At 65.2% G+C, this 20,125-nt stretch carries 20 protein-coding genes; 10 read left to right on the forward strand and 10 right to left on the reverse strand.

Going from position 1 to position 20,125, the window contains the following annotated elements:
• Positions 1-79: 79 nt before the first annotated feature.
• The 3 genes from JQ507_05610 to JQ507_05620 are packed head-to-tail and all read right to left on the reverse strand — an operon-like array spanning position 80 to position 3,162.
• Positions 80-754, reverse strand: coding sequence for an RraA family protein (locus tag JQ507_05610; protein ID QRI70992.1), 675 nt, complete (start codon positions 752-754; stop codon positions 80-82).
• 32 nt (positions 755-786) lie between these two features.
• The gene (locus JQ507_05615) at positions 787-1,812 is read right to left on the reverse strand and encodes an amidohydrolase (GenBank protein ID QRI70993.1); all 1,026 of its coding nucleotides are present in this window, start codon (positions 1,810-1,812) and stop codon (positions 787-789) included.
• A gap of 21 nt (positions 1,813-1,833) precedes the next feature.
• Positions 1,834-3,162, reverse strand: coding sequence for an MFS transporter (locus JQ507_05620; protein ID QRI70994.1), 1,329 nt, complete (start codon positions 3,160-3,162; stop codon positions 1,834-1,836).
• 208 nt (positions 3,163-3,370) lie between these two features.
• Between JQ507_05620 and JQ507_05625 the strand changes: the two genes are divergently transcribed.
• Complete coding sequence (locus tag JQ507_05625) at positions 3,371-4,306, forward strand: LysR family transcriptional regulator (protein ID QRI70995.1); 936 nt, start codon at positions 3,371-3,373, stop codon at positions 4,304-4,306.
• 235 nt (positions 4,307-4,541) lie between these two features.
• Positions 4,542-4,892, forward strand: coding sequence for a hypothetical protein (locus tag JQ507_05630; GenBank protein QRI70996.1), 351 nt, complete (start codon positions 4,542-4,544; stop codon positions 4,890-4,892).
• A gap of 195 nt (positions 4,893-5,087) precedes the next feature.
• Here the strand turns inward: JQ507_05630 and JQ507_05635 are convergent, their stop codons facing one another.
• From JQ507_05635 to JQ507_05650, 4 genes are all read right to left on the reverse strand, one after another.
• Positions 5,088-6,398: a nitrate/sulfonate/bicarbonate ABC transporter ATP-binding protein gene (locus JQ507_05635; protein ID QRI70997.1), complete on the reverse strand. Its 1,311-nt coding sequence runs from the start codon at positions 6,396-6,398 to the stop codon at positions 5,088-5,090.
• A 15-nt stretch (positions 6,399-6,413) separates the two neighbouring features.
• Positions 6,414-8,150, reverse strand: coding sequence for an ABC transporter permease subunit (locus JQ507_05640; protein QRI70998.1), 1,737 nt, complete (start codon positions 8,148-8,150; stop codon positions 6,414-6,416).
• A gap of 211 nt (positions 8,151-8,361) precedes the next feature.
• Positions 8,362-9,072, reverse strand: a complete 711-nt coding sequence (locus tag JQ507_05645) for a gamma-glutamyl-gamma-aminobutyrate hydrolase family protein (GenBank protein QRI70999.1) — start codon at positions 9,070-9,072, stop codon at positions 8,362-8,364.
• Between the two features lie 85 nt (positions 9,073-9,157).
• Positions 9,158-10,066: a hypothetical protein gene (locus JQ507_05650; GenBank protein ID QRI73197.1), complete on the reverse strand. Its 909-nt coding sequence runs from the start codon at positions 10,064-10,066 to the stop codon at positions 9,158-9,160.
• A gap of 446 nt (positions 10,067-10,512) precedes the next feature.
• Here JQ507_05650 and JQ507_05655 point away from each other — a divergent pair, with 446 nt between their 5' ends.
• Positions 10,513-11,061, forward strand: coding sequence for a cytochrome b (locus tag JQ507_05655; protein ID QRI73198.1), 549 nt, complete (start codon positions 10,513-10,515; stop codon positions 11,059-11,061).
• 15 nt (positions 11,062-11,076) lie between these two features.
• Here the strand turns inward: JQ507_05655 and JQ507_05660 are convergent, their stop codons facing one another.
• Complete coding sequence (locus tag JQ507_05660) at positions 11,077-11,565, reverse strand: Lrp/AsnC family transcriptional regulator (protein QRI71000.1); 489 nt, start codon at positions 11,563-11,565, stop codon at positions 11,077-11,079.
• Between the two features lie 126 nt (positions 11,566-11,691).
• Between JQ507_05660 and ald the strand changes: the two genes are divergently transcribed.
• Positions 11,692-12,807 (forward strand): alanine dehydrogenase, encoded by a 1,116-nt coding sequence (gene ald / locus JQ507_05665; GenBank protein ID QRI71001.1) that lies wholly within the window; start codon positions 11,692-11,694, stop codon positions 12,805-12,807.
• A gap of 209 nt (positions 12,808-13,016) precedes the next feature.
• Here ald and JQ507_05670 read toward each other — a convergent pair whose 3' ends face one another.
• Positions 13,017-13,805 (reverse strand): helix-turn-helix domain-containing protein, encoded by a 789-nt coding sequence (locus JQ507_05670; protein QRI71002.1) that lies wholly within the window; start codon positions 13,803-13,805, stop codon positions 13,017-13,019.
• Positions 13,806-13,950: 145 nt separating this feature from the next.
• Here JQ507_05670 and leuC point away from each other — a divergent pair, with 145 nt between their 5' ends.
• Genes leuC through JQ507_05700 form a run of 6 tightly spaced genes read left to right on the forward strand, consistent with a single transcriptional unit; the run spans position 13,951 to position 19,882 of the window.
• The gene (gene leuC / locus JQ507_05675; GenBank protein ID QRI71003.1) at positions 13,951-15,354 is read left to right on the forward strand and encodes a 3-isopropylmalate dehydratase large subunit; all 1,404 of its coding nucleotides are present in this window, start codon (positions 13,951-13,953) and stop codon (positions 15,352-15,354) included.
• A 2-nt stretch (positions 15,355-15,356) separates the two neighbouring features.
• Positions 15,357-15,992 (forward strand): 3-isopropylmalate dehydratase small subunit, encoded by a 636-nt coding sequence (leuD, locus tag JQ507_05680; GenBank protein QRI71004.1) that lies wholly within the window; start codon positions 15,357-15,359, stop codon positions 15,990-15,992.
• Entirely contained in the window at positions 15,989-17,122 is a 1,134-nt protein-coding gene (gene leuB, locus JQ507_05685; GenBank protein ID QRI71005.1) for a 3-isopropylmalate dehydrogenase, read from the forward strand. The genes leuD and leuB overlap by 4 nt, the downstream gene beginning before the upstream one ends.
• On the forward strand, positions 17,122-18,183 hold the full coding sequence (locus JQ507_05690) for an ABC transporter substrate-binding protein (protein QRI71006.1): 1,062 nt from the start codon (positions 17,122-17,124) through the stop codon (positions 18,181-18,183). Before leuB ends, JQ507_05690 begins: the two co-directional genes overlap by 1 nt.
• Entirely contained in the window at positions 18,180-19,013 is an 834-nt protein-coding gene (locus JQ507_05695) for an ABC transporter ATP-binding protein (GenBank protein QRI71007.1), read from the forward strand. The genes JQ507_05690 and JQ507_05695 overlap by 4 nt, the downstream gene beginning before the upstream one ends.
• Positions 19,010-19,882 carry an ABC transporter permease gene (locus tag JQ507_05700; GenBank protein ID QRI71008.1) on the forward strand — a complete coding sequence of 291 codons (873 nt, stop codon included), beginning with the start codon at positions 19,010-19,012 and terminating at the stop codon, positions 19,880-19,882. Before JQ507_05695 ends, JQ507_05700 begins: the two co-directional genes overlap by 4 nt.
• Positions 19,883-19,927: 45 nt before the next feature.
• Here the strand turns inward: JQ507_05700 and JQ507_05705 are convergent, their stop codons facing one another.
• On the reverse strand, positions 19,928-20,104 hold the full coding sequence (locus JQ507_05705; protein ID QRI71009.1) for a hypothetical protein: 177 nt from the start codon (positions 20,102-20,104) through the stop codon (positions 19,928-19,930).
• Between the last annotated feature and the right edge of the window lie 21 nt (positions 20,105-20,125).

Here is a 20,125-nt window from a genome sequence, read left to right on the forward strand (position 1 = left end):
TGCGCTCGCGCGAATTGAAGCGGTCCGTCAGGCTCGTGCCCAACCGGCGCGTATCGGTCTCCCGAGGACCGGCAGCGGATCAGTCCTTGAACTCACAGCCGAGGCGCTGCAGGGCCTCATCGACCCAGCGGCGGTCGCTGGTGCCGGCAAGGATCTGCTGGATGGCCTTTTCCTCGGTGGCCTTCTTGGCCTCGGTCAGCTTGCAGATGGCCTCGGCGTCGTCATGGGGCACGCAGAGCACGCCGTCATCGTCGGCCACGATGAGATCGCCGGGCTCGACGATCATGCCGTCGATCGCAACAGCGCAATTGATCTCGCCCGGCCCGTCCTTGTAGGGCCCGCGATGGGCGACGCCGGCAGCGAAGACCGGGAACGATCCTGCGCGGATCGCGCCGGCATCGCGGATCGAGCCGTCGATCACGAAGCCCGCCACGCCCTTCTTCTCCGCCAGCGTCGACATGATCTCGCCGATGATGGCGTTGACCAGCACGCCGCCGGCGTCGACCACGATCACATCGCCGGGCTGGGCGAGGTCGATCGCCTTGTGCACCATCAGATTGTCGCCGGGGCGGGTCTTGACCGTCAGCGCCGGGCCGCCGAGCCAGCCGCCTGCATGCATCGGCCGCAGCCGGTTGGTGCCCGCGATGCGCGACATCACATCGCTGATATTGGCGACCGGCAGGGTGCGGTAGCGCGTGACGAGATCAGGCGAGACCTTCCGTTTCGCCTTGTGAATTGCAAATCCTATGGCCATCGGTTTCTCCGGTGTGTTGGCGGCGCAGTCGCTCAGTGCGCGCGGCGGTCGAGATGGGCGTTGAGGCGAGGATAGACGCGGCGGGCATTGCCTTCAAAGATCTTGGCCTTGTCCTCGGCGCTGAGCGGCAACGCATCGATATAGCGGCGGGTGTCGTCGAAGTGATGCCCTGTCTCGGGATCGATGCCGCGGACCGCACCGACCATCTCCGATGCGAACAGGATGTTCTCGACCGGGATCACCCGGGTCAACAGCTCGATGCCGGGCAAATGGTAGACGCAGGTGTCGAAGAACACGTTCTTCAGCAGATGCTCCGACAGCGGCGGCAGCTTCATGTCCTGTGCGAGGCCGCGGTAGCGGCCCCAGTGATAGGGCACCGCGCCGCCGCCGTGCGGGATGATGAAGCGCAAGGTCGGGAAGCGCTTGAACAGGTCCGAGGTCAGGAACTGCATGAAGGCGGTGGTGTCGCCGTTGAGGTAATGCGCGCCGGTGCCGTGGAAGCAGGGATTGCAGGACGAGGAGACATGGACCATCGCGGGCACGTCGAGCTCGACCATCTTCTCGTACAGCGGGTACCACCACTCATCTGTCAGCGGCGGATCGCACCAATAGCCGCCGGCGGGATCGGGGTTGAGGTTGCAGCCGACGAAGCCGAGTTGCGTGACGCAACGCTCGAGCTCCTCGATGCAGTTCTTGGGCGCCACTCCAGGGCTCTGCGGCAACTGGCAGACCGGGACGAAGTTTTGTGGAAACAGCGTGCAGACCCGATGCACGAGGTCGTTGCAGATCGTGGTCCATTCCCGGCTGGTCGCTTCCTTGCCGACATGATGCGCCATGCCGGCGGCGCGCGGCGAGAAGATGGTGACGTCGGTGCCGCGCTCCTTCTGCAAGCGAAGCTGCGCGCCCTCGACGCTGGTGCGGATCTCGTCATCGGTGATGCCGAGATTGGTGGTGAGCGGCCGGCGCGACCTGTCGGCAAGGCCGGCGAGCTGCTTGTCGCGGAAGATCTGCAGCTTGGCCGGCTCGGTGGTGTAGTGGCCGTGACAATCGATGATCATGGTGGCTTCCTTGTGCAGTTGTCAGTGGGTGACGGATGACGGGATCGCGCCCGCAAGCTCCGTCTCGCGCGGTTTGACGCGCATGGTGGCGGCGATGGCGGAGGCGACGAGCAGGAAGCCGGCGATGCCGACCAGCGCCCAGGAGAAGCTTCCGGTGGAGTCCTTGATCAGGCCGATGCACCAGGGGCCGATCAGGCCGCCGAACTGCGCCAGCGTGTTGACCATGGCGATCGAGGCGGCGCCGGCCGCGCCGGTCAAGAGCGAGGCGTTGATGCTCCAGAACAGCGGATTGCCGGCGTTCAGGCTGAAGCCGACGATGCAAAGGAACACGAAGGCCAGCACCGGGCTCGCGACATAGGCGCTGCCGAGCATCGCGATTGCGGCGAGCAGATAGACGGCCGCGAGATGAAACTTGCGATCGCCTGTCCTGTCGGAGCTGCGGCTGACCACGATGGTGCCGATGACGCCGAGCAGCGGCGGGATCGCTGAGAGGAAGCCGACCTCGATGTTGCTGAGATCGCCCATGCCCTTGATGATCTGCGGCAGCCACAGCAACAGGCCGTAGATGCCGACCAGCGCGCAGCCGAACAGCGCCGCCAGCAGCCAGACCCTGATATCGAGCACGCATTCGATCAACCTGTGCTGCCCCTGCTGTTCGATCTCGGCCCGTTCGGCGGCGAGCTCGCCCTCCAACCAGGCGGCCTGCTGTTGGGTCAGCCAGCTCGCCTTGGCCGGGCGGTCGGTCAGATAATAGAGCGTGAACAGGCCGAGCAGAATGGTCGGCACGCCCTCGGCGATGAACATCCATTGCCAGCCGTGCAGCCCAGCGGCGCCATCGAGGAAGGTCATGATGCTGGTCGAGATCGGCCCGCCCAAGACCGCCGAGAACGAGCCGGCGATGATGTATCCGGCGACGGCGCGGGCGCGGTAGCGCGACGGGAACCAGTAGGTGAGATAGAGCACCACGCCCGGCATGAAGCCGGCTTCCGCGATGCCGAGGCCGAACCGCATCACATAAAGGCTCAGTGGATTCCAGACGAAGGCGGTCAGCGTCGCGACGAGGCCCCAGGTGATCAGAATCCGCGCGAGCCAGACCCGCGCGCCCAGCCAGTGCAGCATCAAATTGCTCGGCACTTCGAGCACCATGTAGCCGAGGAAGAAGATGCTGGCGGCAAAGCCGAAGATCGCGGGGCTGAGGCCGAGATACCTGTTCATCGTCAGCCCGGCATAGCCGAGATTGATACGGTCGAGATAGTTGAAGAACATCATCACGAACAGGATCGGGATCAGCCGCAAGTAGACGCGACGGATGGTTTGGGTCTCCAATTCACTCGTAGCCGGTTGGGCCATCGAAATCCTCCCTTGTTGTTTTTGGCACCGGTGACTCGAACCTGGCGGAGCGCCTGTTATTTGCGGCGATTTCGCATGGCTGACCGGCTGCGCGCGTTGCCCCTTGTTATCCCTTGGAGCATCCGCGTTTTGGCGCCAAGATCAGGAAACGGTCCTGGGAGGTCAAATACCGCTTTGACCCGTCACTTATAGGGAATCGGAATAAGCGATGGACTACAGGCAGCTTCGCTACTTCATCGCGGTGGCCGAGGAGCTCAGCTTCAGCCGCGCCGCCAAGCGGCTGCATGTCAGCCAGCCGCCGCTCAGCACGCAGATCAAGGCGATGGAGGAGGAACTCGGGACGCAGCTGCTATCACGGACGCGGCGTGCCGTCGCGCTCACCCAGGCCGGCCAGCTGCTGCTGGAGCACGCGCGCCGCGCCGTCAGCGAGCTCGATCTGGCGTCGGAGACCGTGCGGCGTGCCGCGCGCGGCGAGGCCGGCGCGGTCCGCGTCGGCTTCACGGATTCCGTTCCGATGCTCGACATGTTCGCCGAACTGTTCCGCAGTTTCCGCGCCAGCTATCCGCGGGTGAAGATCGAGCTGCGGCACATGTCGACGGCGAAGCAGCTCCAGGCGCTCGCCGACGCCGAGCTCGATGTCGCGATCATGCGGCCGCCGCTCGATTTCCGCCCGGCGGCCGATCTGCAGGTTCACGTCGTCTGGCGCGATCGGTTGATGGTGTTCCTGCCGATCGATCATCCGCTCGCCGCTGCACCGGGCAAGCTGGCCGTGGCCGATCTTGCCGAGCACGAATTCGTCGGCATGGCCGAAAGCGGCTGCGGCGTCGGCGATCAGGCCGCGATGCTTTGCCGGCGGGCGGGCTTTGCGCCGCGCATCGTGCAGGAGGCGCATGAGCTGCGCACCGTGCTCAGTCTGGTCGCGGCCGGGATCGGGCTTTCGATCCTGCCGTCCTGCTACCAGCAGGCCGGCGTCATGAACGTCGTCGCCAAGACGCTCGATACGCCTGATGCCGAAAGCCGCATGCTGGTGGCGATGCGCTCGAATGCCTCGCTGTTGCCGCGCCGGTTCGTCGAATGCGCATTGCAGGCGGCAACGCGCAGCACGCCGCCGCTGGTCCCCGGGGTCACGGCAGCGAGCCGTTGATCGCGCCGCGCGCAAGACGACCGCGCGTGGTTGAGGCCGCCTGCCTGCCGGCCCGCGCAGCCCCTACTTTCGTAGGCCGTAGTCTCCCGGAACGCAGTCTGGCGCCGCTCTTGCATAGCCGAATGTCAGATGCTGGGGCGCCGATTCGTCGTGCTTCCGCCTGCGACGGCAATGTCGCGGGCGAAGGATTGGTGATGCGCGCCCGCAGCTATTTGACATCTGCGGAGACGACAAGATGCACGTTCTCACACGTGCGGCAGTCCTGCTTGGGGCGGTGTTCTTGACATCGCCGACCCTGGCGCGCGACGACGGCCGCTACGCCAACTCACCATTGAAGCCTTGGTTTGAAAGCCTGCACAGCGGCTACGGGCAGTGCTGCTCGGATGCCGACGGATATGTGGTCGCCGATCCCGATTGGGAGTCGGATCACGGCCATTATCGCGTGCTGATCGACAGTGAGTGGGTTGTGGTGCCGAACGAGGCCGTGATCACCGAGCCGAACAAGATCGGGCGAACCATGGTGTGGAAGCACTATATCGATGGCCATCCACGGGTGCGCTGCTTCATGCCGGGCAGCATGACCTGATGGCGTGCGCGGCGCTTGAGGGAGGAGCGGACCGCGCCTCGCCGCAAAGCGTGGCGTGGTCGAGCGATTCGGTGGGCGGCGGTCCGGCGATCACCTAAAGCGCGGTGAGATTGGGTTGAATCGTCATCGGGCTTTAGCTCCTTGTTTGAGCATGATCTTTTCGGAAAACCGCTTCGCACTTTTCCGGATCATGCTTTAGCCCGGATTCTCCAGGCTGAAGGTCTCGGACTGTTCGTCATAGGCGAACAGCTCGGCATAGCGCCCCCAGGACACGATGGTCTTGAGCGTTTCATCCGCATAGTCTTCGGACATGTAGTCCTCGAGCTCGTTGCGGAAGCGTGCTGCGGGCGCCATGTGCGAGGGCCGCTCGTCGAGGACGCGGCGGATCAACCCGATCACCGGGACGTAGTTGATGAGGTGCTCCGCGAACAGTTTCTTGCGCGTGTCGGTGTCGAGATGCGCAAAGCGCACGCCGGCCTCGGTCAGCACCACGTCGCCTTCGCTGACCTGGGCAAAGCGCAGCAGTTGCAGCGTCTCGCCGAGATGCAGAATTTCATCGGTCTCGAGTTGAAGCTGGCTCGCCAGCACCGGCAGGTCGGCATGTCCGCCATAGGGTGGCCCGGCCAGCGTCTCGATCAGGCCCGACAGCACGTTGGACGAGACATGGTCGAGAACCATGCCGACGCCGGAGCCGGGAATTCCCCCGGGCGTCAGCGCCTTGGGTTCTTCACGTTGCGTCATGCGGGCATAGAGCTGGTCCACCAGCTGGCGGAAGGTCGGATCCAGCCGGTTGCGCGGATGCTTGAGGTCGATCTTGAACTCGGCGGCGACGCGCCCCGGATTCGACGAGAACACCAGGACGCGGTCGCACATCAGCACGGCCTCCTCGATGTTGTGCGTCACCATCAGCACCGACTTGATCGGCAGCCGGCCTTCGATCCAGAGGTCGATCAGGTCGGTGCGCAGCGTCTCGGCGGTCAGCACGTCGAGCGCCGAGAACGGTTCGTCCATCAGCAGCAGGTCGGGATGCACGACCAGCGCCCGCGCAAAGCCGACCCTCTGGCGCATGCCGCCGGACAGTTCCTTCGGGTAGGCGGATTCGAAGCCGTCGAGACCGATCAGGTCGATCGCTGCGAGCGCGCGCTTGCGCCGCTCGGTGGCGTCGACGCCGAGCGCTTCCAGTCCGAGCTCGACGTTCTGCAGCACCGTCAGCCAGGGGAACAGTGCGAACGACTGGAACACCATGGCGACGCCGTTCGGCGGGCCGGCGATCGCCTCGCCCCGGCAGGTCGCAGCCCCCGACGACGGCGCGACCAGCCCTGCGATGATCCGCAGCAAGGTCGACTTGCCCGATCCCGAGCGGCCGAGCAGCCCGACGATCTCGCCGGCATGAATCGTCAGGTCGACATTCTCGAGCACCAGCAATTGCTCGCCGCTTCCCTTCGGGAACGAGCGGCAGACGCTGCGGATGTCGATCAGGGCGGCTTGCTTGGTTTGGTCGAGCATCAGGATCCCTCTCGATCAGCCGAGGCGAAGGCGGCGCTCGCCGAAGGCGTAGAGCGGTCGCCACAACAGGCGGTTAAACAACGTGACCAGAATGCACATGACGACGATGCCGAGCACGACCCGGGGAAAGTCGCCGGTCTCGGTCGCGTGCGCGATATAGGCGCCGAGACCGGTGGCGACGAGATGGGTGTTGCCCCAGCTCGCGACCTCCGCGACGATCGAGGCGTTCCAGGATCCGCCCGACGCGGTGATCGCGCCGGTGACGTAATAGGGGAAGATGCCGGGCAGCACGACCTTGACCCACCATCGCCATCCTCCGAGATGAAGGCTGTTGGCGGCCTCGCGCAGGTCGGTCGGGAAGGCGGCGGCGCCCGCGATCACATTGAACAGGATGTACCACTGGGTGCCCAGGATCATCAGCGGGCTGAGCCAGACATTGGGGTCGAGGTGAAAGCGGACGATCAGCACGACGAACACCGGAAAGGCGAGGTTGGCCGGAAACGCGGCGAGGAATTGCGCGAGCGGCTGGATCCGCTCCGCAAGCTTCGGCCGCAGGCCGATCCAGACGCCGACCGGCACCCAGATCAGCGAGGCCAGCGCGATCAGCACGATGACGCGCAGCAGCGTGACGAGCCCGTATCCGACCGCATCGAAGACGTCGGACAGGCCGAGCGAGGCGGAGAGGTATTGGTAAGCCAGCCAGGCGGCGTAGGCCGCCGCGGCAACGATCAGCGTAATCCAGATGGCGTCAATGAGGCGCGAAGGTTGGCCGGGTTTGCCGCCGGAGCGCAGCGCCACCGGCCAGCCGATGCGCATGGTGGAGATCGCCTTGTTGGCCATTCCCAATGGATAGGTCAGGGCGCGCAGCGCGCGCGTTCGCCGGAACAGATCGAGCATCCACGACGTCGGAGCTTCGCCGGAGGCGGTCTGCTCGAAGCGGAATTTGTCGGCCCAGGCCACGATGGGACGAAACAGCAGCTGGTCATAGGCGATGATGACGATCAGCATCGTGATGAGTGCATAGCCGATCGCAGGCAGGTTCTTCTGCTCGATCGCGGTGGCGACATAGGAGCCAACGCCGGGGAGGGTCACGGTCGTGTTGCCGACGGTGATCGCCTCCGACGCCACGACGAAGAACCAGCCGCCGGACATCGACATCATCGCGTTCCAGATCAGGCCGGGCATCGCAAAGGGAACGTCCAGTCGCCAGAACCGCTGCCAGCCCGAGAGGTGGAAGCTCGCGGTCGCCTCGTCGAGGTCCTTCGGCACGTTGCGCAGTGACTGATACATGCTGAACGTCATGTTCCAGGCCTGGCTCGTGAAGATCGCGAACACGCAGGCGAACTCCGCGCCCAGCACGCGGCCGGGAAACAGGTTCATGAAGAACACCACCGTGAAGGTGAGAAAACCGAGGATCGGCACCGACTGCAGGATGTCGAGCATCGGGATCAGCACCATCTCGGCGCGCCGGCTCTTGGCTGCGACGGTGGCGTAGATGAACGTAAACACCGTCGAGCAGACGATCGCCAGCAGCATCCGCATCGTGGTTCGGAGCGCATAGTAAGGCAGGTTGGCCGGATCGAGCGACACCGGCGTCCGCTCGAGCTCGGACAGCGGCACGGTGGTCTGCTCGCCGCCGTAGACGACGAGCACCATCGCGCCGACCAGCAGCAACAGCGCCGCCAGGTCCCAGAAATTGGGCCGCAGGGAGACAGGTCCCCATACGGCTGAGCGAACGTCCCGAAACGTCATAAAGCCACCTTCAGGGGGAGCAGAACCCGGCTGATTGCGGCCCGACGGCATCGGAACCGGCCCCCAAGGTCGGCTTATAGGCAGGATTCACGACAATAGGGTAGTCGGGAGATGGGCGCATGACGCCCTTTCGGAGGATATCGGAACCTGGTGTGGCTTATGAGATCGGGCGGTTGGCCGTACGTCCGCCGCAGAGCCGTCGTCCCCTGGTTCAGGACCCTGGCTGCGTCAGGAACCGGGTGACCGCGCCGCCCAGCGTGGCGTGGTCGAGCGGCTCGGAGAGCGATGCCTTGGCGATTTCGACCACACGGTCGGGCGCCAGGCCGCGGCGCAGGTCGCACAGCGCATCGGCGTAATCGGCGGTGAATTCCGGATGCGGCTGCACCGACAGCGTCGTGCCGTTGGCATAGAGCAGTCCGGCATGCGGCGTGAACTCGGACGACATGATGGTGCGTGCGGAGGGGGGCGGGGTGATCACCTGGTCCTGGTGCGAGCAGGCGGCGGCGATCGCCTCGCCCTGGAGCAGCCCATTGTCGGGCGTCAGCCGGTAGACGTGGCGGCCGATGCCCCAGCCCTTCTCCGATTTGCGCACCGTGCCGCCGAGCGCCTGCGCGATCAGCTGATGACCGAAGCAGACGCCGACCATCGGAACATGCCTGTCGTGGGCCGCGCGCACGAAGGCTTCCAGCGGCGCGATCCAGGCGACATCGTCATAGACGCCGGCTGCCGATCCCGTGATCAGGATCGCATCCAGCGTGGCCGGATCGGGCAGCGCCTCGCCCGTGGCGACGCTCACGACGTTGCAGGCAACAGACGGATCGGCCGCGGCCACCATCCGCTGGAACATCTGCGGATAGCTGCCGTGACGCTCGCAGAACTGCGGGCTGACGAGCCCGGTTTCGATGATGGTGATGCGGGACATGAAATGCGCTGATGGAAGAGCGGGGATGATCCAGCCTTTAATCCGAAAGCGCTTGCGGTCACAAGCCGCCTGCGGCGCCGGCCGATCAATTCCGCGACGGCGCCGCCGTGTCGATCGTCGCGGTGTGCTGCGCTGCCGGCGTGGTGTTCGCGGCCGCAGGTGCCGTGCTGATGATGACGGGTTCGGTGCGGTAGCGCGGCAATTGATCTTCGAGCGAATAACCGACGCAGAGCGCGAGGCTCGACCACACCGCCATGCTGAAATACAGCGACATCCAGGCGATTTCCTCGCGCCATTCGGCGATGTCATGGGTCACGACCCAGCGCCGGCTGACGTCGCGCAGGCCGTCGAGCGGGTGCAGCAGGCTGCCGCCGGCGGCGAGGTTGATGCGCCAGCGGTTGAGGTACATCGGGACGTCGATGGTCATCAGGAAGGCGAGGAAGGCGGCAATGCCGACGATCGCGACGATGAAAGCCCAGCGCACCGGACCATGGAACTCGGGCAGCAGCCGGCACAGCGCGATCCCGACCAGGAAGAACACCACGGCCCAGATCGAGTTCTCGATTGCGTTGCAGAGATAATGCGTGGTCAGCACCGCATACCAGGAGAAGCATTCCGCGATCACGATCAGCGGCACGATGGTCCAGGCGATATTCACGGTGGTCTCGGCGCCGGTCATGGTGCCGAGCTGATGCAGGATGATCGCCCATTGCGCGGCGAAGCAGACCTCGGCGACGGTGGCGACGGTGCGGCCCACCATGACGCTCGACAGCCAGTGGTCGAACAGGCAGATGCGCTGCACGTCGGCGCGCGGCAGCACCGAACGGAAGGCGCAGCCGAACACATAGGCCGCGCACAGCAGCATCATCAGGCCGATGCCGGAGGTGTTGCTGAAGCTGCCGTTCGACTGCTCATGGAACTGGCGGTACAGCGCGAACCAGATCGCGATGTTGGCGGCGCTGACGAAGCTTAGGAAGCCCCACCACCGGACCACTGGATTCGACCAAGCCAGCGTAACCGGCCGTGCCTGCCGCTCCATGCTCATTCACCGCTCCGCCTGTAACCGAATTGATATTGAACTGTAGTAATTCTGTCATAGAAGGTCGCGAATCACGACTAAAAAATGCGTGTGGCGCGGGCCGGGCGGCTACGGATTGTGACAGTGTTTGTGACAGCGCGGCGTTTGTGACAGTGAGCGGCGGCCCGGCGTTTGTGACAACGCGCAGCCCGCCAAACCCCTCTCCCGTCATTCCGGGGCGCGCGGAACGCGAGCCCGGAATGACGGTGGAGAGAACGGGCTGCCCCGCCTTCGCGATCGTGATCGAATGTGACACCCGCGCCGGTAGGCAGGCCCCGCGCCATCATCTATTGAACGGCTTCCTTTTTCTGGCCGAACCCGCGCGGGCTGGCTTCAAGCGAAGGCGCCTCGTGACGACGGACATGACGGCCAGCTACGACCCGCTGTTGCGCAGGATCCATTGGGCGACGGCGGTGCTGTTCATCGCGGCGATGTTGATCGGGCTGTATTGCGGGCTGCAGCCGGCGGGGACCTCGCCACGGCGCCAGCTGCTCGAGGTACACAAATCGCTCGGCGTCACCCTGTTCTTCCTGGCGATCCTGCGGCTGATCGTGCGCGCTGCGACCACGGCGCCGCCGGAGCCGAGATCGTTCTCGCCGCTGGTGAAGATCGCGGCACGGCTCAATCACTGGGCGCTCTACGCCATCCTGTTCGTGATGCCGGTGACCGGCTACATGTTCTCGTCGGCCGGCGGCTACTCGCTGCGCTATTTCTGGACCTTCAGCTGGCCGCGCCTGTTCGCCGATAACAAGGCGGTCGCAGAGGCCGGCGAGCTGGCGCACGGCGCGCTCGCCTATGTCGTCTACGCCGTGGTCGCACTGCATATCGCCGCGACGCTCTGGCATGTCGTCGTGAAAAAGGACGAGACGCTGGCGCGGATGTGGCCGCGCACGAGCCGCAATGCGTCCTGACGTCTGGTTTCCGGATTATCCGCGCAGCGCAGTCTCCGGAATGGTGCGGCGAACCACCTCGCGCATCGCGAAGCTGGAATGGATGCGGGCGACACCCGGCATCCGCGACAGATGCTGCTTGTGGATGCGCTCGAAGTCGGCGATGTCGCGGGCGATGACCTGCAGATGATAATCGTCGCTGCCCGACATCAGATGGCAGGACACGACGTCGGGGCAGCGCGCGATCGCGGCCTCGAAAGCTGCGAGATAGTCCTCGCTCTGCTTCTCCAGCGTGATGGTGACGACGACGGTCGTGACGAGGCCAAGCGCTGATGCCTCGAGGTCGACGCGGTAGCCGCGGATCACGCCGATCTCCTCCAGATGACGAATCCGCCGCGCGCAGGCGGTCGGCGACAGCCCGACCTTCTCGGCAAGCTCGATCTGGCTGGCGCGGGCATCACTGACCAGCTCGGCGAGGATTCTGAGATCGATACGATCGAGACCGTCCACGCAGTTTTCCTTCATCCGCTGAGCTTGCCACGAAGGATATGGGCGTATCTGGCTGTGGGCAAGCCGGAATTCGCTGAGAAACGCCGTGCGGCGGGGCATAGCCTCGTGGTTGGCGGAAACCAATTTTGCAAGGAGCGGACCATGCGTGTCGGCGTGCCCAAGGAAATCAAGGTCGAGGAGTATCGGGTCGGGCTGACGCCGGCCTCGGTGCGGGAATATGTGGCGCACGGCCACGAGGTCGTGGTGCAGCGCGGCGCCGGCGACGGCATCGGTGCCGGCGATGACGCCTATACCCAAGCCGGTGCGCGGATTGCCGACACCGCCGAAGAGGTGTTCTCCGTCGCCGAGATGATCGTCAAGGTGAAGGAGCCGCAGCCGTCCGAATGGATCAGGCTGCGCGAGGGACAGATCCTGTTCACCTATCTGCATCTTGCGCCCGACGTGCCGCAGACCGCGGGGTTGATCGCCTCCGGCTGCACGGCGGTCGCCTATGAGACCGTCACCGATGCGCATGGCGGGCTGCCGCTGCTGGCGCCGATGAGCGAGGTCGCCGGCCGGCTGGCGATCGAGGCCGCGGGCGCCGCGTTGCGCAAATCCGCCGACGGCATGGGCAAGCTGCTCGGCGGCGTACCGGGCGTGCCGCCGGCGCGCGTTGCGATCATCGGCGGCGGTGTGGTCGGCACCCATGCGGCGCGGATGGCCGCAGGTCTCGGCAGCGACGTCACCATTCTCGACCGCTCATTGCCGCGCCTGCGTGCGCTCGACGACCTCTTCCTCGGGCGCATCCGCACCCGTTACGCCACGCTGGAAGCGATCGAGCAGGAGGTTTTCGCCGCTGACGTTGTGATCGGTGCCGTGCTGGTGCCGGGCGCCAGCGCACCGAAGCTGGTGTCGCGCGCGCAGCTCGCAGGCATGAAGCGCCGCGCGGTGCTGGTCGACGTCGCGATCGACCAGGGCGGCTGCTTCGAGACCTCGAAGCCGACCACCCACCAGGCGCCGACCTATCTGGTCGACGAGATCGTGCATTATTGCGTGGCCAACATGCCGGGCGCGGTGCCGGTGACCTCGAGCCATGCGCTCAACCACGCCACCTTGCCGTTCGGCCTGGCGCTGGCCTCGAAGGGACTGCGCGCGCTGGTCGAGGATCCGCATTTGCGCGCCGGCCTCAACGTCGATCGCGGTCGCATCACCAACCGCGCCGTCGCCGAGAGCCAGCATCTCGCGGCCGTGATGCCGGAGGAAGCGCTGGCGTCGTAACGTTTGCGAGCCTTCGCAGCTTTTCCCATTGTCGTCCCGGCGAAAGCCGGGACCCATACTCTGCGGCGGATGTTTTACGGGAATTCGTCGACACGGCCGAGCAAGACAATAGGCGCTCGTGGTTATGGGTCCCGGCTTTCGCCGGGACGACATCGAATGCGTTGTGCAGTCGCGGAGTCATCCGCACGACGCGCCGAGCGTCCGAGATGTCATTTCTCGACGAACCTTGATCCGGCGTTTTCCGTCAGTTTCTTCAGCCGGCTCTGCATCACTTCAATGATGTGCTCGCGCTTTGCCGCGATCCGTTCGATGGGGCCGCCGATGCCGATAGCCAGCGGCGCGCGTCGCTTTGGTAGCGGAACAAGCATGCCTATGGTGTTTGCGCCCGGCGTCGTGCGGCCGCCTGACTCGGAAAAGCCGCGGCGGCGAATGCGCTCGATTTCTTCGAGAAACGCCGTTTCGCGAACACGCGCCGACGGACTCGGCTCATCGGCATTGTTGCGACGGATGATGCCGCGAATCCTGGTGTTTGGCATTTGGCTCAGCAGCACGTGTCCAAGCGCGGTACGAACCATCGGTCGTATTTGACCAGCATGTGTAATGAACTGAAGCTGATAGCCGCTCGGCACAACGTGTAGATACCGCATCCCGGCGGCGCCCGTCTGTTGTCCAAGCAGGATGGTTTCGCCCCCAGTCGCGCTCCAGAGTTCCTCCATCAGATCGGTCAGCTTTGTGTCACGGAACGGAGAACGACGGATCCAATCACCGAGCAGACCGACGCGGTAGCTAGGGATGAAACGCCGGGTCTTTCGATCGTATTCAAGGTAGTTCAATTCAACGAGACTGCTAAGCAACACCGACGTGCTCGATTGTGGCATCTCCAGCGCGGAAGCTATTTCGGTTACGGAAGCAGCCCGCTTCGTTTCCCGAAAGAACTCCAGAACTGCAAACGTGCGCATTGCAGATTTGACAATGGCCGTCTTGTTCGCGCTCGGCATGGTTGTCTCCGCGGCGCGGCAATGACCGCGCCTCCATCACATATGTGATGTTAGGCCAAAATGGCTTCACTTGACGACAAGTTTGGCACAGATTGGCGCCAATGAGATCAAGCCGCATGGAAACGCAGAGAGCAGGGGAAGGCGAATGCCCGGCCGAAGTTTGCTCGAGAAGATCTGGGACCAGCATGTCATCGCCCGTTTGAGCGAGGACACCGATCTCCTTCATATCGATCGCCATCTGCTGCACGATCTCGGCGGCTCGCGCGGACTGCTCGATCTCAAGAGCCGGGGCCTCAAGGTTCACAATCCGGAGCTGACGTTCGCGACGCCCGATCACGCGCTGTCGACGGCGCCCGGTCGCGCCGGGACCAGCAAGATCGGCATGGAATTGCTGGCGGCGCTGCGGGCTGAGACCGCGGCAAGCGGTATCAGGTTGTTCGATGTCGATGAGCCCGGCCAGGGCATCGTCCATGTCATCGGGCCCGAACTCGGCTTGAGCCTGCCGGGCGCGACGATCGTCTGCGGCGACAGCCATACCTGCACCCATGGCGGCTTGGGGGCACTCGCCTTCGGCATCGGGTCGAGCGAGCTCACCCATGTGCTGGCGACGCAGGCGCTGATCCAGAAGCGTCCGAAGACGCTGCGTGCGCGCTTCGAAGGCAAGCTGCCGCTCGGCGTCACCGCCAAGGACATGATCCTGGCGCTGATCGGGCAGATCGGCGCCGCCGGCGGCACCGGCTATGCGGTCGAATATGCGGGGAGCGCGATCCGCGCGCTGCCGATCGAGGGGAGGCTCACGATCTGCAACCTCTCGATCGAGCTCGGCGCCAAGATGGGCATGGTGGCGCCCGACGAGACAACCTTCGAATTCCTGCGCGGCCGTCCCTACGCGCCGCAAGGCGAGATGTGGGATCTCGCGGTGAAAGCGTGGCGCGAGCTGCCGAGCGATCCCGATGCGGTGTTCGACCGCGAGGTCATGATCGACGTCGAGAAGATCATTCCGCAGGTCACCTGGGGCATCAGCCCCGAGCATGTCGTCGGCGTCGACGGCGTCATTCCCGATCCGAAGGCGGTCGACGATCCCTTGCGGCGCGCCGCGATCGAGACCGCGCTGGAGTATATGGGCCTGCAAGGTGGTGCGCCGATCGCCGGGACGCCGGTCGACTGGGTGTTCATCGGCTCCTGCACCAACAGCCGCTTGAGCGATCTGCGTGCTGCGGCCGAGGTCGCACGCGGCCGCAAGGTCGCCGCCGGGGTCCGCGCCTGGGTGGTGCCAGGCTCGGAGAACGTCAAGCGCGAGGCGGTCGCCGAAGGGCTCGACAAGATCTTCATCGAAGCCGGCTTCGAGTGGCGCGAGCCGGGCTGCTCGATGTGCCTGGCCGCCAACGGCGAGGTGGTGGCGCCCGGGCAGCGCTCGGTCTCGACCTCGAACCGCAACTTCGTCGGCCGGCAGGGGCCGCGGGCGCGGACGCATCTGGCGAGCCCGGCGAGTGCGGCGGCCTCCGCCATCGCCGGTGCGATCGCCGATGTCAGGATGATGGGGCGCTGATCATGCCGAAACCGTTCGACAGGCTCACCGCAACGGCTGCGCCGATCATGCGCAGCAATATCGATACCGACGTGATCATCCGCATCGAGCGCCTGGTCGGCAATTCGATTCGCGGCACGCTCGGCAAATGGGCGTTCGGCTCGCTGCGCTACCTCCCTGATGGCTCCGAGAATCCCGATTTCATCCTCAACCGCGAGCCGTACCGGGAGGCGGAGATCCTGGTGACCGGGCCGAATTTCGGCTGCGGCTCGTCGCGCGAAGGCGCGGTGTGGTCGCTGCAGGAGCGCGGCATCCGCGCCATCATTGGCTCGAGCTTCGGCGACATCTTCTTCGCCAACTGCTTCCAGAACGGAATTCTGCCGGTCATCGTCGACAAGGTGGTGGTCGATCAGCTCGCCGCCGACATCGAGGCGACGCAGGGTGCGGGCAAGGTCTCGATCGACCTGGAGGCGCAGACCATCGTCTCGCCATCCGGCACCCGGCATGCCTTCGAGATCGACCCGCGCCGGCGCGAAGGCCTCTTGAAGGGGCTCGACGAGGTGGCGCTGACATTGCAGCGCGACGCCGAGGTCCACGCCTTTCAGGCGTCCGATCGCGCGGCGCGGCCCTGGATTCATTCGACAAGGACACCCGCATGAGCACGCAATCCAACATGGTCAAGATCGCCGTCGTCGGCGGCGAAGGCATCGGCCCCGAGGTCACCGCGCAGTCGCGCCGCGTGCTCGACTGGTTCGCGTCCAAGCGTGGCGCGCCGATGACGCTGCGCGAGGCGCAATATGGCCTGATCCCGTATCTCGCAACCGGCAAGGTGTTGCCTGAGGACACCGCGGAAGCGATGGACGAGGCCGACGCGATCCTGTGGGGCGCGACCGGCGGTCCCGAGACCACCGAAGTGCCCGCGGCGGCGCGCAAGGCCGGCAGTCTTCTGGGATTGCGCAGCAAATACGATCTCTACGCGAACTTGAGGCCGATCATGGCGAGCCCGGCACTCGCGGCGTCGGCGCCGCTGAAGCCCGAGGTGCTCGACGGCGTCGACTTCGTCATCATCCGCGAATTGACCAGCGGCATCTATTTCGGCGAGCCGCGCGGCATCGAGACCTTGCCGGACGGCCAGCGCCGCGGCTTCAACACCGAGCAATACACCACCAACCAGATCCGGCGCGTGGCGCGTTCGGCATTCGAGCTGGCACGGACGAGGCGCAACAAGGTCTGCTCGGTCGACAAGGCCAATGTGCTGGAGACCAGCGTGGTGTGGCGCGAGGAGGTGATCAGGCTGCACAAGGAGGAGTTCTCCGACGTCGAGCTGACCCATCTCTATGTCGACAACGCCGCGATGCAGATCGTGCGCGAGCCGCGGCAGTTCGACGTCATGGTCACCGGCAACATCTTCGGCGACATCCTGTCCGATTGCGCGGCGATGGCCTCAGGCTCGCTCGGCATGCTGCCGTCGGCCTCGCTCGGCCCGGTCGATCGCTTCGGCCGCCGCAAGGCGCTGTACGAGCCGGTGCATGGCAGCGCGCCCGATATCGCGGGCAAGGGTATCGCCAATCCGCTCGGCTCGATTCTCAGCGTCGCGATGCTGCTGCGGCTGACGCTGAATCGCCCCGAGGATGCAGACCTGCTGGAGCGGGCGGTACAGACCGCGCTTGCCTCCGGTGCACGAACGGCCGACATTGCGGAAGCGGGTGCGAAGAGGCTGTCGACCGCCCAAATGGGCGATGCGGTGCTCAGCGCGCTCGACATGATCTCGGCCAAGGAGCACGCGTGATGCCTGATGTCGCCATGCCCCACATTTCGCGGCGTTCGGCCCTGACGGTGATCGCCGCCGGCGGTGCGACGCTGGCGAGCGGACGGGCATGGGCACAGGCGACCCCGGGCCGCGCGATCTATCCGGTCGCGGTGCCGGTCTATCAGACCCAGTTCGTCGCGGACCGTATCGGCTACTTCAAGGAGGCCGGGCTCGACTGCAAGCTGGTGCAGGGCGGCAGCGGCGTGAAGACCCGCGAGATCATCGCCTCGTCGCAGGGCGATATCGGCATCGGCGACGTCACCCACCCGATGCAGCTGACCAATCACGGCCGCGCCGCGCGGGTGCTGCTGCCGGTCGACACCCGGTCGAGCTCGGTGATGTTCATCCTGCGCAAGGATCTGAAAGAGCAGGGCATCAACTCGCTGGAGGCCTTCGCACAATGGAAGCGGCCCGATGGCCGCAAGCCGATCGTCTCGGTCTCCTCGCTCGGCGGCACCAACCATGTCTGGGCGTCCTACTACATGGAAACCATGGGGCTCGACGACAAGGTGACCTGGATCGGCACCGGCAATGTCGACACCATGCTGGGCTCGCTGAAATCGAAGCAGGTCGATATCCTCGTCAGCTCGCTGTCGCTGCTGAACGAGGCGCAGCAGCAGGGCTGGGGCGAACTGCTGTTCGACGGGACCGATGAAGCGATCTGGAACAAGCATATCGGCGGCAAGGTGCCCGTCACGGCGCATTTCACCTTGCAGGCGACCATCGACAAGGACCCTGCCAAGATGCAGGCCTTCGTGACCGCGTTGTGGCGCGCGTCGCAATGGATCAAGACGCACAAGCCGACCGAGATCTACGACGCCATCGAGCCCTATGTCGGCAGCACCTCGCGTGAGGCCAATCTGCTGGAGATCACGGCGATCCAGAAGGTCGCGGACTATGAAGGGTCGATCGACGCCGCGAGTTTTGCGCGCGGCGAGAAGGTCTGGTTCCGCGAGATGACCGGCATCAAGCCGCTCAAGATCGCCGACGTCGTCAACTCGAACCTCATCGACGCGGCACGAAAGGCCTATCCGGGTTGAGCGCGCTGGAGACAAGCGCAACCCTATCGCCGCGCGCCTCGGCCGAGCGCCGCGTCGAAGTCAAGGGCCTGAGCAAGTCGTTCCAGTTCGCGAAGACCACGATCGAGGCCGTGCGCGATGTATCTTTCGATGTGCGCCGCGGCGAGTTCGTGGCGCTGCTTGGACCGTCGGGCTCCGGCAAGAGCACCGTGCTCAACATGATCGCCTCGCTGATCCGCCCAACCGGCGGCGAGATCCTGATCGATGGCAAGCGCGTCGTTCCCGGCAAAGCGACACCTGATGTCGGCTACGTCTTCCAGCGCGATACGCTGTTTCCGTGGCGGACCGTCGGCGACAATATCGGCTACGGGCTGGAGCTGTCGGGCGTGCCGGCTCAGGAACGGAAGGAGCGCATCGCCGAATGCGTTGCGCAGGCCGGGCTCAAGGGATTTGAGAATGCCTATCCGTCGGCGCTGTCGGGCGGCATGCGGCAGCGCGCGGCGCTGATGCGCACCCTGATCGTCGAGCCGCAGATCCTGTTGATGGACGAGCCGTTCGGCGCGCTCGACACCCACACCAAGATCGACATGCACGAGGTGCTGCTGCGGATCTGGGAGCGCGAGCAGCAGACCGTGCTGTTCGTGACCCACGATCTCGGCGAGGCGCTGACCCTCGCTGACCGCATCATCCTGTTCTCGGCGCGGCCAGGCCGGATCAAGGACATGTTTACGGTCGATTTCGATCGCCCGCGCGATGCGGTGAAGGTGCGCGAGACACCGCATTATGCCGAGCTGTTCCAGCATATCTGGCACTCGCTCGGCGAGGAATTCGTCAAGGGCCGCAGCGCATGAAGAGGTATGGCACGCTCGGCACGATCGGCTGGCAGGTCCTGATCTGCGCCATCGTGCTGTCGGTCTGGCAATGGGGCTACGACCTGCGCGCAAAGCTGCCTTGGCTCGTGCCCGATTTGCTCGATCCGTATTTCATCTCGAAGCCGTCGATGATCTTCGACAACTTCCTGATCCAGAGCTGCCTGACCTCGAAGCTCGGCGTCTTCAACGGCTGGTTCAACGGCGAGTTCGGAAAATGCCTGGCGCGCAACGAGAACAATCTCTGGGCGGCGACGGCGATCACGCTGAAGAACACCTTCTTCGGCTTCGTCACCGGCGTGGTCTCTGGCTTCGTCGCCGGGCTGATCCTCGGGCGGTCGGATCGTCTGAGCGCGATCTTCCAGCCGTTCATCACCGCAGTGAATTCGATCCCGCGGATCGCGCTGGCGCCGATCATCGTGCTGGCGTTCGGGATCGGCGACATGTCGAAGATCGTGACGTCGTGGATCGTCGTCGTGTTCCTGGTGTTCTTCAACACCTTCGAGGGCGCGCGCTCGATCGACGAGGGCTTCACCAATGCCGCGCGGCTGCTCGGCGCCAGCGAGTGGCAGATCACCCGCACCGTGGTGATCCCCTCGACGATGGCCTGGGTGTTCGCCTCGCTGACGCCTGCGATCTCGTTTGCGCTGATCGGCGTGATCGTCGGCGAATTCATCGGCGCCGAGCGCGGCATCGGGCGCCTCATCATCGAGTCCGAGGCGCGCGGGGAAGCGTCGGGCATGATGGTCGCAGTGGTGGTGCTGATGCTGGTCGGCGTCGTGCTCTCGGCGATGATCTGGCGGCTGCAGGCCTATTTGCTGCGCTGGCAGCGGCAGCGCAGCACCGAATAGACGAGGGCCGTGGTGGCGTCGTTCCAGCCGCCACGGCCCGCAGGCTCATGCCGCGGTTTCCGACGGCGAGGTCTCGCCGTCGAGCCAATCCTGCTCCTTCGCCAGCGCGCGCCAGGCTGCTTCCATTCGCTTGAAGCGGTTGTAGGTCGGCGCGTCGTCGGCGCGCTCGGCAAGCTGCGCGCAGTTCTCCGCATTGTCGAGGAAGTGCTGCGATTGCTTCATGGAACGTCCTCCTGTTGCCGA

This window comes from Bradyrhizobium sp. PSBB068, assembly GCA_016839165.1.
Classification (GTDB): Bacteria; Pseudomonadota; Alphaproteobacteria; order Rhizobiales; family Xanthobacteraceae; genus Bradyrhizobium.

Coding starts and splice junctions, on each gene's coding strand:
- JQ507_05610 (QRI70992.1), bottom strand. CDS start 754: ATGGCCATAGGATTTGCAATTCACAAGGCGAAACGGAAGGTCTCGCCT.
- JQ507_05615 (QRI70993.1), bottom strand. CDS start 1,812: ATGATCATCGATTGTCACGGCCACTACACCACCGAGCCGGCCAAGCTG.
- JQ507_05620 (QRI70994.1), bottom strand. CDS start 3,162: ATGGCCCAACCGGCTACGAGTGAATTGGAGACCCAAACCATCCGTCGC.
- JQ507_05625 (QRI70995.1), top strand. CDS start 3,371: ATGGACTACAGGCAGCTTCGCTACTTCATCGCGGTGGCCGAGGAGCTC.
- JQ507_05630 (QRI70996.1), top strand. CDS start 4,542: ATGCACGTTCTCACACGTGCGGCAGTCCTGCTTGGGGCGGTGTTCTTG.
- JQ507_05635 (QRI70997.1), bottom strand. CDS start 6,398: ATGCTCGACCAAACCAAGCAAGCCGCCCTGATCGACATCCGCAGCGTC.
- JQ507_05640 (QRI70998.1), bottom strand. CDS start 8,150: ATGACGTTTCGGGACGTTCGCTCAGCCGTATGGGGACCTGTCTCCCTG.
- JQ507_05645 (QRI70999.1), bottom strand. CDS start 9,072: ATGTCCCGCATCACCATCATCGAAACCGGGCTCGTCAGCCCGCAGTTC.
- JQ507_05655 (QRI73198.1), top strand. CDS start 10,513: ATGACGGCCAGCTACGACCCGCTGTTGCGCAGGATCCATTGGGCGACG.
- JQ507_05660 (QRI71000.1), bottom strand. CDS start 11,565: ATGAAGGAAAACTGCGTGGACGGTCTCGATCGTATCGATCTCAGAATC.
- ald (QRI71001.1), top strand. CDS start 11,692: ATGCGTGTCGGCGTGCCCAAGGAAATCAAGGTCGAGGAGTATCGGGTC.
- JQ507_05670 (QRI71002.1), bottom strand. CDS start 13,805: ATGCCGAGCGCGAACAAGACGGCCATTGTCAAATCTGCAATGCGCACG.
- leuC (QRI71003.1), top strand. CDS start 13,951: ATGCCCGGCCGAAGTTTGCTCGAGAAGATCTGGGACCAGCATGTCATC.
- leuD (QRI71004.1), top strand. CDS start 15,357: ATGCCGAAACCGTTCGACAGGCTCACCGCAACGGCTGCGCCGATCATG.
- leuB (QRI71005.1), top strand. CDS start 15,989: ATGAGCACGCAATCCAACATGGTCAAGATCGCCGTCGTCGGCGGCGAA.
- JQ507_05690 (QRI71006.1), top strand. CDS start 17,122: ATGCCTGATGTCGCCATGCCCCACATTTCGCGGCGTTCGGCCCTGACG.
- JQ507_05700 (QRI71008.1), top strand. CDS start 19,010: ATGAAGAGGTATGGCACGCTCGGCACGATCGGCTGGCAGGTCCTGATC.
- JQ507_05705 (QRI71009.1), bottom strand. CDS start 20,104: ATGAAGCAATCGCAGCACTTCCTCGACAATGCGGAGAACTGCGCGCAG.